Below are 14,073 nucleotides of genomic sequence, written 5' to 3' on the forward strand. Positions count from 1 at the left end.
AGTTAGTTTGTCTAGCATCTAAAAATAAAAATTGACGTTTCACGTTGTTTGTTTCGTTCAGTTTTCAAAGAACTACTTGGTCGCTCATTTGCGACTTCCTTATGTTAACATTTTCGTTTTTCGATGTCAACTAAGTTTTTCAATTTCTTTCTTGTCGTTTTCTGCGTTTCCGCATCAGCGACGTTTATTAATTTACCATATACTAATCATTAACGTCAACACTTTTTAATAAAAAATTCTTTTTCTTACATAACGAATACATTCTTCTGCGTTAGCAACTCTTCGAAATAAACAAAAAATGATTTTATATCTTTCTTCCATCGCTTTTTTTACAACCTCATGAATACGCTCATCTTCAAAATCAAATAAAAGTTCCTCTAACTCTCTCTTCAATATGTATTCCATTTCTTTTTTCTCTTCTTTCGTCAACATAAGCCCAAGCAAATCATCACCTCAATCATTCCTTACAGAGCAATACAAGTTCCGCTAATTTTTACTTATCAAAAACAAATCATCAAAATCCTATCATTCATTATATCCACCACTTACGATATTAATCCCTTGTTCTCTTTTTTATATTTAAAGCATATATGTAACTGAAAAGGATTGGACAAAGGGGCGTAATATTATGTTTTTCTTTTTTATTACGAGCAAAAGAACTTTTAAACACATTAGCTTAATAGTGATACTTTCCTTATTTACAGCATGGCTACTCTTTTTAAAAACATATTCACATGAATCTGCTTTTTCAACTGCTACAGGTCCTAAGGTAATTTACAAAGGAGATACTGCTAAAAAACAAGTTGCGTTCACGTTTGATATTAGTTGGGGAGACAAAAAAGCGATTCCAATCCTTCAGACACTCAAAGAAAGAGAAATTAAGAATGCAACCTTCTTCCTTTCTGCTGCATGGGCCGAAAGACACCCCGATATCGTCGAACGTATCATGAAAGATGGACATGAAATCGGTAGTATGGGTTATAATTACACGTCTTACACTTCTCTAGAGCCAAATGAAATAAGAAGAGATCTTTTACGAGCCCAAGATGTTTTTACGAAACTTGGCGTAAAACAAGTCAAGCTATTGCGTCCACCTAGTGGTGAATTCAACAAAGCAACTCTTAAAATCGCAGAATCGCTCGGATACACTGTCGTTCATTGGAGTAATAATTCAAATGATTGGAAAAATCCAGGTGTAAATACTATCGTTTCCACTGTCTCTAATAATTTGAAGGGTGGAGATATTGTCTTATTACACGCATCTGATTCTGCTCTTCAAACAAATAAAGCTTTACCGCTACTTCTACAAAAGTTAAAGAGTGACGGATATCAACAAATATCCGTATCACAACTCATTTCCAACACAAGTACGAAAAGTGAAGATGTGAAGTAGTTTCTTTTCTGCTACCCTTTACACATAAATAGCTCTATTACCTTATCGAAAGGTAATAGAGCTATTTCCATCTCACTATTTCTCGTAGTATAACTCTCGCTGCGTAAAAATTCAAAAGTACTTTTCAATTAAGCAGCTTTACTCGTTTTTCCGATTAAACGATGTAATATAAGTAACTGATATGCATTACATAATAAAAGTGGTATAACCATTAAATATAACCAATCTGTATCATTAATCCTTAGTGCTGGCACCCATTCAAGAATTGTTACAACAACCATAAAGAACAGGGCAGGCACAAATGCTTTTTTATTTGTTTCTTTACTTTTTATATAAGCAACAATCGCTCCAAACACAAATAATATTCCAGCAACAAGTATGTTATTCCCTAATGAAACTTCTCCATTTGCAATGAGTACAGATCTTAAATACACAAAATCAAATAAAACGAATGCAATAAAGAAGAGCTGGACTACATTCCATAAAGATGACGATCGGAACATACCTAGTCCAAAACGATGAATCGTTAAATAGGCAAAGAACCCCATTTGACTTATAACACTAAAAATAAACCCTACACCCATCAACCAGAAAGAAACTGCTAAAATCTCCTTTACGTCGAAATTTTGAAAAAATTTATCGTACTTGTCCCACTCCAAAACAAACCCAATAATAACCGTGCTGACTCCACCAAGAAACAACGTCGTTAAAAATAGTCGTACCCACTTGCGGCTATTCACAACACATCCCCCATTATCCTTATATTTCTAATTAAATTGTATCAATGACAATTTCAAAAAGCTAGCCATGTTCATGTATAAATTCCTTAAAGATATTTATATTAAAAAGAGAGAACTGTGTTGAAAGGAGTTCCAACTTATGAAACGGATACTACTCGTTTTCGTTTCTTCTTTTCTACTTATTGCACTTGTAGCATGTGCACAAGGAAAAGAAACGAAATCCGAATTAGATTACGATCAAACAAAGAAAATGATTGTTGATATTTTAAAAACTGATCAAGGTAAGAAGGCCATTCAAGATGTATTAACTGATGAAAAAATGAAACAAGCACTCATACTAGATGAAACAGTAGTAAAGAAAACGATTGAAGATGCAATGGTATCCGACAAAGGGCAGCAATTCTGGGAAAAGCTCTTTAAAGACCCTGAGTTCTCATCGAAATTCGCTAAAAGTATGGGGAAAGAACAAACAAACTTAATGAAAACCTTACTAAAAGACCCTGAATACCAAGCAGGCGTTATAGAGATCATGAAAAACCCTGAAGTAGAAAAAATGATGTTGCAAACAATGAAGAGTAAAGAATACCGTCAATATTTACAACAAGTACTAACAGAAACTACTGAAAGCCCACTCTTCCAAGCTAAGATGATTGATATTATTAGTAAAGGTGTGCAAAAGGCTGAAAAAGGTGGCTCTGATAAAAAAGATGCAGGTGGCGAAGGTGGCTCCCAAAGCGGGAGTAAGGAACAACAGTAAAAAATAATAACTATAATAATGAGTGGACAATATATACCGTCCACTCATTATTATTTTATTTTTGCGCGACAGCTGTTTTATCAATTACTGTTTCAGCTATCGTGCGATAAATAATCCCCGTTGTATGCGTATCTTCATATACTGAAGGAGCGAAGTCTTCTTTATTCCAATCAGGTTGTTGAAGTGGAATGCGACCTATTACATCTGTTTGTAATTCGGCAGCTAATTTATCTCCTCCACCTCTTCCAAATACATACTCCTTCTCACCAGTTACTTTACTTTCAAAATACGCCATATTTTCAACGACACCAAGAATACTGTGTTCAGTGCGCAAAGCCATCGCTCCAGCACGCGCTGCTACAAATGCCGCTGTTGGATGAGGCGTCGTTACTATAATCTCTTTACAAGCCGGCAACATGGAATGCAAGTCTAGCGCAACATCACCTGTACCTGGCGGTAAATCTAATACTAAGTAATCTAAATCACCCCATTCTACTTCTGTGAAGAAATGATTTAACATTTTCCCAAGCATAGGTCCTCTCCAAATAACCGGTGCATTATCTTCCACAAAGAATCCCATTGAGATTACTTTTACACCTAGACGCTCCACTGGGATTATTTTATCTCCTCTTACAATAGGACGTTTTTCTATCCCCATCATATCAGGTACACTAAAACCGTAAATATCCGCATCAATGATACCAACTTTTTTCCCTAGACGAGCTAAAGCAATGGCAAGGTTAACGGAGACTGTTGATTTTCCCACTCCACCTTTTCCACTCGCAACTGCTAAAAATGTCGTTTTTGAATTCGGTGACAATAAAGATTCAATTTGCTCTTCTTGCGGTGGTACAAACTGAGCTAATTCCTCTTCTGTAAATTCTGCAAAACGAAGTCCAACTGTTGCTGCCCCAAGTTCCTTCACTAACTTTACGATGCCCGACTGCAACTGCATTTGTTCCGCAGTACCTGTTTTTACAATTGCAATTTTAACACTCACATGTTCCTTCTCCGGCTTGACTGTTACCTCTTTAATTGCATTTGTTTCTTTTAACGTTTTATGTAAAAACGGATCTACAATCCCTTCTAACGCTTCCACTACTTGCTCTTTCGTTACCATAATTAGCCCAGCCCCCTGTATGAAAAATAACGTAATGTTAATTGAATTTATCTCTCTTTATCCTTGAAATAAATGCGTTTACATTTTCAGTATAACATATTTTCCGAAAACTTCGTTAACGAGAGAAACTCAAAAAATCCCCCTTATTCTGGAGGATTTCCTTTTTCCGTGAAATAACGCAATATACCTCGATATACGGCAGCCGCTACCTTTTGCTGATATTTTTCCGAATTTAACATATACCTTTCGTTCACATTCGATAAAAATCCAGCTTCAATTAGAGCGCCTGGTGTTTTCGCATACTTTAATAAATACACATGAGAAATGGTTTTAGCAGAACGGTTCGTATTTTCTAAACTCGTTCTCAATTCAGCTTGTATAAACTTCGCAGCACGTTCATTTTCAGTTAAAGAACGATAGTAGAACGTTTGTGCCCCTTTAGAACCGCTACTAGTTAATGCATTTAAATGAATACTTGCAAAGAAATCGACATCTGGCTTATTAATAATCTCCACACGTCTTCTTAAATCCTCTGCTTTACGTCTACTATACGACTTTGTATCTTTGTTAGCTAAATCATAATCTCCTTCACGTGTCAAAATAACTAATGCACCTTGCTCTTGCAAATAATCTTGCACTTTTTTTGTAATTTCAAGAGTTATGTCTTTTTCTATAATATCCTTTCCACCAACAGCTCCTCCGTCTGGTCCACCATGCCCTGCATCTAATACAATTACTTTCCCTGATAAGGGTAAATTCCACGCTCGCCACGATTTTGTAATTTGAAATTCTTGTTTGACTAAAAAAAACAAAACAACCGCAGCGAGCGCAAAAGAGATAATTCGAATTCTCTTCATACCTTTCCTCCTCCAGCTAGTCCCTCTAATTACTTATATGGGACAAGAGGAAAGTTTATGCTTGTCTTAATGTAGCTTTAAACGATATCTTCTTTCACCTTTTTCATATCCTTCCTGCCACCACAATCCGATAAACTGCTGACAAGATTCAAAAAGTAATTCCTCATCTTTTAACTTAATTTCTCGTATAGTCATACTCGTTAAAAATTGAAATAGTGTTTCCGTTAATTGTTGCTCTTCTTCTAAAGCCCTATATTTCACATCAAAGAACGATTCGCCATAATAACCAAACTTACTGTATCTCGCTCCTAATAAATAAGATTCTATTCCTAGTTCAATACAGTAATCTTCATACTGACGATGAAGCTCTTGCATCTGAAAGGCATCACGAATATTTGAACGCAACGTTTTTAATGATAATTCTCGTAGCATCTTCCGCTCATATTTTAATTGCTTTTCTTTTTGTTTTTCTTTTAAGCTGACAATGACATTCATAGTACTTATAAAACCTCCCTAATACGTATTAGTCTAAACTTCTAAAGAAGAAGCATACGCGGGACGGTAGCACTAAAATATTCCAAACTTCAAAAATAAATAAGAGGAATTAAACATAAAAAAACCCCAACCAAAATGGTTGAGGTTTGTAGTTCGCAAAAATTAACGTTTTGAGAACTGAGGTGCACGACGTGCGCCTTTAAGACCGTATTTTTTACGCTCTTTCATACGTGCGTCACGAGTTAATAGACCTGCACGTTTTAGTGTTAGACGGTATTCTGGATCAGCTTTTAATAAAGCGCGAGAAATACCGTGACGAATAGCACCAGCTTGACCAGTGTATCCACCACCATTTACGTTTACAAGTACATCGTAGTTACCTAAAGTTTCTGTTGCAACTAGAGGTTGTTTAACTACTTCACGTAATGCAGCAAATGGGATATAGTTTTCAAAATCACGACCGTTAATGATAACGCGTCCTTCGCCTGGAACTAGGCGTACGCGCGCTACTGAACTCTTACGACGTCCAGTGCCATAGTATTGAACCTGTGCCAAAGTAAGCCCTCCTTTAATTAATTATCCGCGAAGTTCGTAAACTTCTGGTTTTTGTGCTTGGTGTGGATGCTCTGCTCCAGCATACACGTTTAATTTCTTAGATACTTGACGTCCTAAACGTCCTTTTGGAAGCATCCCTTTAATTGCAAGCTCTAACATTTGTACAGGGTAGTTTGTACGCATTTCTAGAGCTGTTCTTTGCTTAAGTCCACCTGGGTGGTTAGTGTGACGGTAGTAAATTTTATCGTTTAATTTATTACCTGTTAAATGAATTTTCTCAGCGTTAATAATAATTACATGATCACCCGTGTCAACGTGTGGTGTAAATGTAGGTTTGTTTTTACCACGTAAAATGGATGCTACTTCAGTAGATAGGCGACCTAAAGTTTGACCTTCAGCATCAACCACATACCATTTACGCTCAACTTCGTTAGCTTTTGCCATAAAAGTCGTACGCATGTGTTTCCCTCCTCGTTATCTTTTCCATAGAAAAAATCTATTGTTTATCTTAAACACGATTTCCTTCCGGGGCTAATCGTGGTTTTAGAAACAATACCATATGTTATGATATACTTTTGAGTTTCTAATGTCAAGCAAATGTTACACCAGGATTAGTTGTTATAGTTTACTTGCCATAAGTAAAGTCCATGACCTGGAGCCATCTTTCCAGCAAACTGGCGATTTTGTTTTGCTAAAATCTCTGGAATGCTATCAGGATCAACCTTTCCTTGCCCTACGTTAAGTAACGTACCAACAATAATTCTGACCATATTATATAAAAATCCATTACCTACAAAACGAAAAATTAATTCATCATCTTGCTCAATTAACTCGATTTCAAAAATTGTTCGCACTTTATCTTTTTTGTCAGTTTTTGCCGAACAAAAAGAAGTGAAATCATGCGTTCCAATAAAATAAGGAATCGCTTTTCTTATAGAGTTTATTTCAAGCGGATATGGATATTGATATACGTAATTTCTACGGAATACATCCGCAGTCTTTGATAATAATACACGATAACGATATTCTTTTCTCTCAACACCGTAACGTGCATGAAATTCTTCTGTTTTCTTCTCTACTTGCCTGATAACAATATCATCTGGCAACATTGTGTTTAAAGCATTACTCCATTGCCACTCTTCAAGAGACAAAGGTGTATCAAAGTGTATGACTTGTCCTTTCGCATGAACGGTAGAATCCGTTCTGCCTGATGCCTGAACACGAACAAGTTCACCCTTATGCAATTTCTGTAATGCCTTCTCTATTTCTTGTTGAACAGTACGATGCTGTGGTTGAATTTGGTAACCACAAAAATGCATGCCATCATATGCAACTGTACATTTTATTCTTTCCATCTTTCCGTTCTCCATTACAATCGCAACCATACTAAAATACAAGCTAGACAAAGTAAACTTATAATTGTTACTGTATCGCTCATTTTCCAGCGTAGTTGCCTAAATTTAGTTCGTCCTTCACCATTTCGATATCCACGTGCTTCCATCGCAATTGCTAAATCCTCAGCACGCTTAAAAGCACTAATAAAAAGTGGAACGAGTAGTGAAATAATTGCCTTCATCCTATCTTTTATCGGACCTCCAGCAAAATCAATACCACGTGACGCTTGTGCTTTCATAATTTTACTCGTTTCATCCATTAATGTCGGAATAAAACGAAGAGAAATAGACATCATTAATGCGATTTCATGAACAGGAACCTTTATACGCTTCAACGGCTTTAATAACGTCTCCAAACCATCTGTAATCTCAATAGGTGTCGTTGTTAACGTTAATAATGTCGTCATTAAAATAATAACAAAGAATCGTATAGAAATGTATATCCCTTGCTCTAATCCCTTTTCATGTATTGAAAACCAACCAAGCTGGAATAGTACATCCCCTTCTTTAGTTGTGAAGATATGCAGGAAAAATGTAAAAAGAAAAATCCATAAAATTGGTTTTAAGCCCGAAAGTACATAACGAATCGGCACTTTTGCAAAAAATAAAGCAATGAGTGCATATAAAAATAAAAATCCATATGAAATCGCATTATTTGCTAAGAAAACAACAAATACATATAAAAAGACAATCAACAGCTTCGTACGAGGATCAAGTTGATGAATGAGTGACTTACCTGGAATGTATCTCCCAATAATCAACTGCTGCATGATTCATGACCACCTTTTCGTAACACCTGTACAACTTCATGAGTAAGATCCTCTAAAGATAAGGTAGCCTTTGGAATTGAAATACCAAACTTCTCTTCAATTGCACGTTTATACTTTAAAGACATCGGAAGGTCCACACCAATTTGTTCTAGTTCATCAGCATGTGAAAATACTTCCTCTGCACTTCCTTGCAAAAAGACCGTTCCTTTATGCATGACCACAATTTGATCTGCATACTTAGCGGCATCCTCCATATTATGGGTAACAAGAATGACTGTAAGCCCCTGCTCCTTATGCAAACTATAAAACATCTCCATAAGCTCGTGCTGTCCTTTCGGATCAAGCCCCGCTGTAGGTTCATCTAATACAAGTACCTCGGGTTCCATCGCAAGTACGCCCGCTATTGCAACACGCCTCATTTGCCCACCGCTTAATTCAAACGGAGAACGTGCTAATAACTCTATATCCAATCCAACAAGCTGAATGGCATCTTTTGCCTTTTGCTTTGCCACTTCTTCAGATAAACCGAAATTAGTAGGCCCAAAACAAATATCTTTCTCCACTGTCTCTTCAAATAACTGATGTTCTGGGAACTGAAAGACAACCCCTACTTTTTTTCGTAGTGGCTTAAGCTTCTTCTCTTTCTTCCCTGCTGAAATTAAATGTTCACCAATTTGAACCGTACCATTTGTCGGCTGCAATAAACCATTTAAATGTTGAATCATCGTCGACTTACCTGAACCAGTATGACCGATAATGGCATAATAGCCTCCACTTGGAAACGACACGTCTACATCATAAAGCGCGCGTCTTTCAAATGGAGTTTTATATTGATAACGATGTTCTACTTTTTGGAATATAATCTCCAAAGTTCGTTCACCAAACTTTCCATTGTAAGATGCGTATTTTGCAAAAGAATTTCACTTCTTTTTAATAATTCTGCTATTTTTACTGAAAAAGGTACATCTAACCCAATTTCTTGGAGCATATGAGAGGACTTGAAAATTTGCTTTGGGGTCCCTTCCTCTAATATTTCTCCCTTGTTTAAAATAATGACACGGTCTGACTGTGCCGCTTCTTCTAAATCATGCGTAATTGATAATACGGTAATACCTTTTTGATTAACAAGCTGTCTAACCGTTTCTACTACTTCACGTCTCCCTTGAGGGTCTAACATTGACGTTGCTTCATCTAGTATTAAAATAGATGGCTGAAGTGCTAAAACACCTGCTATTGCAACTCGCTGCTTTTGCCCACCAGATAACGAATGGGGCTCATCATTAAGAAAATCTTCCATACGGACAAGTCGCAGGGCTTGTTCTAATCTTTCTACCATCTGTTCCCTTGGCATTCCGATATTTTCTAAGCCAAATACAACGTCATCTTGTACTGTCGTTCCAACAAATTGATTATCTGGATTTTGAAATACCATTCCAATTTGTTTTCGAACATCCCATACCGTTTCTTCTGATAAAACCATTGTATCATTTACAGTAATTGTCCCTGATTCCGGCAAAAACAAACCATTCAATAATTTTGCAAGTGTAGATTTACCTGAACCATTTTGTCCGATAACAGATACCCATTCTCCTTCATATAAGGAAAACGAAACATCTTTTAATGCATACGAGGCTGCCCCAGGATATTGAAATGATACATTTTCTGTCCGAAGTTTCTCTTTTTTCAATACAAGGCACCCTTTCCTTCGCCAAGTTAGCCTTTTTTATATTTAAAAAAAAAGGGCCATGACCAGTTACTTGAAAAGAACTGTCCTGCCCTTTTAATTATCATTATACTAACTCGATAATTACCATTGGTGCTGCGTCTCCGCGACGTGGACCAATTTTTGCAATACGAGTGTATCCGCCTTGGCGCTCAGCATAGCGTGGAGCTACATCAGCGAATAATTTTTGAAGTGCATCTTGACCAGTCTCAGCGTTAGCAACTTCATTGCGAATGAAAGCTGCTGCTTGACGACGAGCGTGAAGATCTCCGCGTTTACCTAAAGTGATCATTTTTTCCACTACAGAACGAAGTTCTTTTGCACGAGTTTCTGTCGTTTGGATGCGCTCGTTGATAATTAAATCAGTAGCTAAATCACGTAACATAGCTTTACGTTGCGCACTTGTACGGCCTAATTTTCTGTATGCCATTCGTAGTTCCCTCCTTTGTTGATGGGTTTAAATCCTCAGTCGTCTTTACGTAAACCTAAACCTAATTCCTCAAGTTTATGTTTAACTTCTTCTAAGGATTTACGTCCTAAGTTACGAACTTTCATCATATCTTCTTCTGTTTTGTTCGCAAGCTCTTGTACAGTATTAATTCCTGCACGTTTTAGGCAATTATAAGAACGAACAGAAAGATCTAGTTCTTCGATAGTCATCTCAAGAACTTTCTCTTTTTGATCTTCTTCCTTCTCGACCATAATCTCAGCATTTTGTGCTTCATCAGTTAAACCAACAAAGATATTTAAATGCTCAGTTAAGATTTTGGCCCCTAAAGAGATAGCTTCTTTTGGCCCGATGCTTCCATCCGTCCATACATCAAGCGTAAGCTTATCATAATTAGCCACTTGTCCGACACGTGTCTTTTCCACTTGGTAAGTTACACGTGATACTGGAGTATAAATAGAATCAATAGGAATTACTCCTATTGGTTGATCTTCGCTTTTATTTGCATCAGCTGGCGTATACCCACGGCCACGCTTTGCAGTTAAACGCACGCGGAAATGCGCATCCTTTGCTAACGTTGCAATGTGTAAATCTGGATTTAAGATTTCTACATCACTATCGTGAGTAATATCAGCAGCTGTGACAATACCTTCGCCCTGCACATCAATTTCCAACGTCTTCTCTTCTTCAGAGTAGATTTTAAGAGCTAACTTTTTCAAGTTTAAGATGATCGTCGTAACGTCTTCTACTACGCCCTCAACTGTTGAAAATTCATGTAATACGCCATCGATTTGGATAGCAGTAACAGCGGCACCAGGGAGTGAGGATAAAAGAATACGACGTAAGGAGTTACCCAAAGTAGTACCATATCCACGCTCAAGCGGTTCAATTACGAATTTACCATATTTAGCATCTTCGTTAAGTTCAACCGTTTCGATTTTCGGCTTTTCGATTTCAATCATTAACTAAACCCTCCTTCAAAACGTCGAAACCCCGGTTAAACAAAGGTATACCCCTTTGATTAACCGAAAGTCCCCCTTAGGCAGTTCCCGATTGTGCACAACAAGCGATGTTTCTGTACGAAATTTCTCGATAATGCATCATATCCATTATAGACAAAAGGGAAAATTCTATACAGAAAAATTACACACGACGACGTTTTGGTGGACGACATCCATTATGAGGAACTGGAGTAACATCTCTAATTGCTGTTACTTCTAGACCTGCAGCTTGAAGAGCACGAATTGCAGCTTCACGACCAGCACCAGGACCTTTAACAGTAACCTCTAAAGTTTTTAAACCGTGCTCCATTGCAACTTTAGCAGCAGCTTCAGCAGCCATTTGCGCAGCGAATGGAGTAGACTTACGAGATCCACGGAAACCAAGTGCACCAGCACTAGACCAAGAAAGTGCGTTACCATGAGTATCTGTAAGTGTTACGATTGTGTTGTTGAAAGTAGAACGAATATGAGCTATACCAGCTTCAATATTCTTTTTCACACGTTTTTTACGAGTGTTTGTTTTACGTGCCATTGTTAGTTCAACCTCCTTTACTTATTATTTCTTTTTATTTGCTACTGTACGACGTGGACCTTTACGTGTACGAGCATTGTTTTTAGAGTTTTGACCACGAACTGGTAAACCACGACGGTGACGAAGACCACGGTAAGAACCGATCTCCATTAGACGTTTAATGTTAAGAGATACTTCACGACGAAGGTCTCCCTCAACTTTAATGCTATCGATAACATCACGGATACGTCCTAGCTCGTCTTCCGTTAAATCACGAACTCGTGTTTCTGAAGAAATACCAGCTTCAGTAAGAATTTTTTCAGCAGTTGTGCGACCAATGCCGAATACGTAAGTTAAAGAAATAACAACGCGTTTGTCTCGAGGAATATCTACACCTGCGATACGTGCCATTCTGAATGCACCTCCTTCTGATTAACCTTGTTTTTGTTTATGTTTAGGGTTTTCACAAATAACCATTACTTTTCCACGTCTACGAATAACTTTACATTTTTCGCAGATTGGTTTAACTGACGGTCTTACTTTCATGTCTCGAACCTCCTTAAAGATTACGGAGTGCTATATTATTTAAAACGGTACGTAATACGACCACGATTTAAATCGTACGGAGATAATTCTACCGTAACTTTGTCTCCTGGTAAAATACGAATGAAGTTCATACGGATTTTACCAGAAACGTGAGCCAATACGACATGCCCATTCTCTAATTCTACTTTGAACATAGCATTTGGCAACGTTTCAAGAACGGTACCTTCGACTTCAATTACATCATCTTTAGCCATTCAATAGTTCTCCCTTCTTCAAATCAGTAACATTTTACACTGCTCTGAAATTCCGGAGAGCCAGCTACTTATAAAGTGGTAAGGATTTCGTATCCTGCTTCTGTAAGAGCAATCGTGTGCTCAAAATGGGCACACCATTTACCATCTACCGTTACCACTGTCCAGTCATCAGATAGTGTTTTTACATATCGTCTTCCTTGATTCACCATCGGCTCAACACAGATGACCATTCCCGGCTTTAATCTAGAGCCTCTATTTGGAGGACCATAGTGCGGGATTTGAGGGTCCTCATGTAAGTCTTGCCCGATTCCGTGACCAACATACTCCCTAACGATCGAGAATCCGTTCTCTTCAGCATGGGTTTGAACCGCATGTGAGATATTTGATAATCTTTCGCCTGGTTTTACTTGTTCTAAACCAAGATACAACGATTTTTCTGTGACATCAAGTAGCTTTTGAACAGATTCAGAAATGTTTCCAACTGGATACGTCCATGCAGAATCTCCATGGTACCCATTGTATTTCGCACCAATATCGATACTGATGATATCGCCCTCTTCGAGCTTTCGCTTCCCTGGAATTCCGTGTACAAGCTCTTCATTTACAGAAGCACATATGCTCCCCGGAAATCCGTTGTATCCTTTAAAAGATGGCGTAGCACCATATTTTTGAATCGTCTTTTCCGCTATTTGATCGAGCTCTTTCGTTGTAATTCCTGGAGTAATATGCTGTTTCAACTCTTGATGAGTTAAAGCAACGATCCTGCCAGCTTCTCGCATGATTTCTATCTCGCGAGGAGTTTTGCAGATGATCATTACGCTAAGCCTCCGATGAGAACATCGATATCAGCAAATACTTTATTGATGTCTTGCTCACCATTAATGCTTTGCAAGTAACCAAGCTCCTCATAGAAATCAAGCAAAGGTTTTGTTTGCTTAATATTTACATCTAAACGATTTGCTACAGTTTCTTCATTGTCATCAGAGCGTTGATATAAATCGCCACCACATTTATCGCACACATCAGCGTTTGCTGGTGGATTGAATTCTAAGTGGTAAGTCGCACCGCACTCTTTACAAATGCGACGGCCTGTAAGGCGTTTTAATAACAACCCTGAATCCACATTAATGTTTAAAACATAGTCGATTTTTTTGCCAAGATCTTTCATAATCTCTTCAAGAGCTGATGCTTGTGCAACAGTTCGTGGGAAACCATCTAATAAGAATCCTTTTACACAGTCTTCTTGACTTAAACGTTCACGAACGATTCCGATTGTAACTTCATCTGGAACAAGAGCACCTTTATCAATAAAAGATTTTGCTTGTAAACCCATTTCAGTTTCAGCCTTCATAGCTGCACGGAACATATCTCCTGTTGAGATGTGAGGGATGTTATACTTGGCAACAATCTGTTCGGCTTGTGTACCTTTACCAGCACCAGGAAGCCCCATTAAAATTAAGTTCATCCTTGTTCCCCCTCAGTACATGAGCATGTAGGGAAGACAAGCCT

21 protein-coding genes are annotated in these 14,073 nt (G+C 37.8%); 2 read left to right on the forward strand and 19 right to left on the reverse strand.

Translation table 11 applies throughout. The features are described 5' to 3' along the window. Positions 1 to 225: 225 nt before the first annotated feature. Positions 226 to 444, reverse strand: a complete 219-nt coding sequence (locus tag ACS2MN_RS28360; protein WP_000901142.1) for a hypothetical protein — start codon at positions 442 to 444, stop codon at positions 226 to 228. Between the two features lie 184 nt (positions 445 to 628). Here ACS2MN_RS28360 and pdaB point away from each other — a divergent pair, with 184 nt between their 5' ends. Then, complete coding sequence (gene pdaB, locus ACS2MN_RS28365) at positions 629 to 1,393, forward strand: polysaccharide deacetylase family sporulation protein PdaB (protein WP_000464722.1); 765 nt, start codon at positions 629 to 631, stop codon at positions 1,391 to 1,393. Positions 1,394 to 1,521: 128 nt separating this feature from the next. Here the strand turns inward: pdaB and kbaA are convergent, their stop codons facing one another. Next, positions 1,522 to 2,133, reverse strand: a complete 612-nt coding sequence (gene kbaA, locus ACS2MN_RS28370; protein ID WP_001088537.1) for a KinB signaling pathway activation protein KbaA — start codon at positions 2,131 to 2,133, stop codon at positions 1,522 to 1,524. 139 nt (positions 2,134 to 2,272) lie between these two features. Between kbaA and gerD the strand changes: the two genes are divergently transcribed. After that, on the forward strand, positions 2,273 to 2,890 hold the full coding sequence (gerD, locus tag ACS2MN_RS28375; RefSeq protein WP_000821768.1) for a spore germination lipoprotein GerD: 618 nt from the start codon (positions 2,273 to 2,275) through the stop codon (positions 2,888 to 2,890). A 55-nt stretch (positions 2,891 to 2,945) separates the two neighbouring features. Here the strand turns inward: gerD and ACS2MN_RS28380 are convergent, their stop codons facing one another. The 17 genes from ACS2MN_RS28380 to ACS2MN_RS28460 form a co-directional block, all read right to left on the reverse strand. Beyond that, a complete protein-coding gene (locus ACS2MN_RS28380) occupies positions 2,946 to 4,010 on the reverse strand; it encodes an Mrp/NBP35 family ATP-binding protein (protein ID WP_000256619.1) in 1,065 nt (354 codons plus the stop codon). A gap of 143 nt (positions 4,011 to 4,153) precedes the next feature. Further along, positions 4,154 to 4,867: an N-acetylmuramoyl-L-alanine amidase CwlD gene (gene cwlD, locus ACS2MN_RS28385; RefSeq protein WP_000822443.1), complete on the reverse strand. Its 714-nt coding sequence runs from the start codon at positions 4,865 to 4,867 to the stop codon at positions 4,154 to 4,156. Positions 4,868 to 4,933: 66 nt separating this feature from the next. Next, positions 4,934 to 5,362 carry a DUF2521 family protein gene (locus ACS2MN_RS28390; RefSeq protein WP_001101001.1) on the reverse strand — a complete coding sequence of 143 codons (429 nt, stop codon included), beginning with the start codon at positions 5,360 to 5,362 and terminating at the stop codon, positions 4,934 to 4,936. A gap of 162 nt (positions 5,363 to 5,524) precedes the next feature. After that, on the reverse strand, positions 5,525 to 5,917 hold the full coding sequence (rpsI, locus tag ACS2MN_RS28395) for a 30S ribosomal protein S9 (protein WP_000079986.1): 393 nt from the start codon (positions 5,915 to 5,917) through the stop codon (positions 5,525 to 5,527). 21 nt (positions 5,918 to 5,938) lie between these two features. Continuing rightward, positions 5,939 to 6,376 (reverse strand): 50S ribosomal protein L13, encoded by a 438-nt coding sequence (rplM, locus tag ACS2MN_RS28400; RefSeq protein WP_001260795.1) that lies wholly within the window; start codon positions 6,374 to 6,376, stop codon positions 5,939 to 5,941. 152 nt (positions 6,377 to 6,528) lie between these two features. Next, positions 6,529 to 7,272 carry a tRNA pseudouridine(38-40) synthase TruA gene (gene truA / locus ACS2MN_RS28405; RefSeq protein ID WP_000439682.1) on the reverse strand — a complete coding sequence of 248 codons (744 nt, stop codon included), beginning with the start codon at positions 7,270 to 7,272 and terminating at the stop codon, positions 6,529 to 6,531. Positions 7,273 to 7,286: 14 nt separating this feature from the next. After that, the gene (locus tag ACS2MN_RS28410; RefSeq protein ID WP_001186520.1) at positions 7,287 to 8,081 is read right to left on the reverse strand and encodes an energy-coupling factor transporter transmembrane component T family protein; all 795 of its coding nucleotides are present in this window, start codon (positions 8,079 to 8,081) and stop codon (positions 7,287 to 7,289) included. After that, positions 8,069 to 8,950, reverse strand: coding sequence for an energy-coupling factor ABC transporter ATP-binding protein (locus ACS2MN_RS28415; RefSeq protein ID WP_098805605.1), 882 nt, complete (start codon positions 8,948 to 8,950; stop codon positions 8,069 to 8,071). Before ACS2MN_RS28415 ends, ACS2MN_RS28410 begins: the two co-directional genes overlap by 13 nt. After that, entirely contained in the window at positions 8,926 to 9,768 is an 843-nt protein-coding gene (locus ACS2MN_RS28420; protein WP_098805604.1) for an energy-coupling factor ABC transporter ATP-binding protein, read from the reverse strand. The genes ACS2MN_RS28415 and ACS2MN_RS28420 overlap by 25 nt, the downstream gene beginning before the upstream one ends. Positions 9,769 to 9,871: 103 nt before the next feature. Then, the gene (gene rplQ / locus ACS2MN_RS28425) at positions 9,872 to 10,234 is read right to left on the reverse strand and encodes a 50S ribosomal protein L17 (RefSeq protein ID WP_000331490.1); all 363 of its coding nucleotides are present in this window, start codon (positions 10,232 to 10,234) and stop codon (positions 9,872 to 9,874) included. A gap of 35 nt (positions 10,235 to 10,269) precedes the next feature. Further along, positions 10,270 to 11,214, reverse strand: a complete 945-nt coding sequence (locus tag ACS2MN_RS28430; protein WP_000569643.1) for a DNA-directed RNA polymerase subunit alpha — start codon at positions 11,212 to 11,214, stop codon at positions 10,270 to 10,272. A gap of 181 nt (positions 11,215 to 11,395) precedes the next feature. After that, a complete protein-coding gene (rpsK, locus tag ACS2MN_RS28435; protein ID WP_000101797.1) occupies positions 11,396 to 11,785 on the reverse strand; it encodes a 30S ribosomal protein S11 in 390 nt (129 codons plus the stop codon). A gap of 24 nt (positions 11,786 to 11,809) precedes the next feature. Beyond that, positions 11,810 to 12,175 (reverse strand): 30S ribosomal protein S13, encoded by a 366-nt coding sequence (gene rpsM / locus ACS2MN_RS28440; RefSeq protein WP_000090793.1) that lies wholly within the window; start codon positions 12,173 to 12,175, stop codon positions 11,810 to 11,812. 21 nt (positions 12,176 to 12,196) lie between these two features. Next, positions 12,197 to 12,310: a 50S ribosomal protein L36 gene (rpmJ, locus tag ACS2MN_RS28445; protein ID WP_000868344.1), complete on the reverse strand. Its 114-nt coding sequence runs from the start codon at positions 12,308 to 12,310 to the stop codon at positions 12,197 to 12,199. A gap of 35 nt (positions 12,311 to 12,345) precedes the next feature. After that, complete coding sequence (gene infA, locus ACS2MN_RS28450) at positions 12,346 to 12,564, reverse strand: translation initiation factor IF-1 (protein ID WP_001029884.1); 219 nt, start codon at positions 12,562 to 12,564, stop codon at positions 12,346 to 12,348. A 68-nt stretch (positions 12,565 to 12,632) separates the two neighbouring features. Then, positions 12,633 to 13,379, reverse strand: a complete 747-nt coding sequence (map, locus tag ACS2MN_RS28455) for a type I methionyl aminopeptidase (protein ID WP_098805603.1) — start codon at positions 13,377 to 13,379, stop codon at positions 12,633 to 12,635. Beyond that, positions 13,379 to 14,029 (reverse strand): adenylate kinase, encoded by a 651-nt coding sequence (locus ACS2MN_RS28460; RefSeq protein ID WP_001048990.1) that lies wholly within the window; start codon positions 14,027 to 14,029, stop codon positions 13,379 to 13,381. Before ACS2MN_RS28460 ends, map begins: the two co-directional genes overlap by 1 nt. Positions 14,030 to 14,073: the final 44 nt, after the last annotated feature.

It is taken from the genome of Bacillus cereus group sp. BceL062 (assembly GCF_051780025.1).
GTDB classification, from domain to species: Bacteria; Bacillota; Bacilli; order Bacillales; family Bacillaceae_G; genus Bacillus_A; species Bacillus_A toyonensis.

Excerpts from the sequence above, each read along its gene's own strand:
- ACS2MN_RS28430 (WP_000569643.1), bottom strand. The coding sequence starts at position 11,214 with ATGATTGAAATCGAAAAGCCGAAAATCGAAACGGTTGAACTTAACGAA.
- gerD (WP_000821768.1), top strand. The coding sequence starts at position 2,273 with ATGAAACGGATACTACTCGTTTTCGTTTCTTCTTTTCTACTTATTGCA.
- cwlD (WP_000822443.1), bottom strand. The coding sequence starts at position 4,867 with ATGAAGAGAATTCGAATTATCTCTTTTGCGCTCGCTGCGGTTGTTTTG.
- ACS2MN_RS28410 (WP_001186520.1), bottom strand. The coding sequence starts at position 8,081 with ATGCAGCAGTTGATTATTGGGAGATACATTCCAGGTAAGTCACTCATT.
- pdaB (WP_000464722.1), top strand. The coding sequence starts at position 629 with ATGTTTTTCTTTTTTATTACGAGCAAAAGAACTTTTAAACACATTAGC.
- rpsK (WP_000101797.1), bottom strand. The coding sequence starts at position 11,785 with ATGGCACGTAAAACAAACACTCGTAAAAAACGTGTGAAAAAGAATATT.
- ACS2MN_RS28380 (WP_000256619.1), bottom strand. The coding sequence starts at position 4,010 with ATGGTAACGAAAGAGCAAGTAGTGGAAGCGTTAGAAGGGATTGTAGAT.
- rpsM (WP_000090793.1), bottom strand. The coding sequence starts at position 12,175 with ATGGCACGTATCGCAGGTGTAGATATTCCTCGAGACAAACGCGTTGTT.
- truA (WP_000439682.1), bottom strand. The coding sequence starts at position 7,272 with ATGGAAAGAATAAAATGTACAGTTGCATATGATGGCATGCATTTTTGT.
- ACS2MN_RS28460 (WP_001048990.1), bottom strand. The coding sequence starts at position 14,029 with ATGAACTTAATTTTAATGGGGCTTCCTGGTGCTGGTAAAGGTACACAA.
- rpmJ (WP_000868344.1), bottom strand. The coding sequence starts at position 12,310 with ATGAAAGTAAGACCGTCAGTTAAACCAATCTGCGAAAAATGTAAAGTT.
- map (WP_098805603.1), bottom strand. The coding sequence starts at position 13,379 with ATGATCATCTGCAAAACTCCTCGCGAGATAGAAATCATGCGAGAAGCT.
- infA (WP_001029884.1), bottom strand. The coding sequence starts at position 12,564 with ATGGCTAAAGATGATGTAATTGAAGTCGAAGGTACCGTTCTTGAAACG.
- rplQ (WP_000331490.1), bottom strand. The coding sequence starts at position 10,234 with ATGGCATACAGAAAATTAGGCCGTACAAGTGCGCAACGTAAAGCTATG.
- ACS2MN_RS28390 (WP_001101001.1), bottom strand. The coding sequence starts at position 5,362 with ATGAATGTCATTGTCAGCTTAAAAGAAAAACAAAAAGAAAAGCAATTA.
- rplM (WP_001260795.1), bottom strand. The coding sequence starts at position 6,376 with ATGCGTACGACTTTTATGGCAAAAGCTAACGAAGTTGAGCGTAAATGG.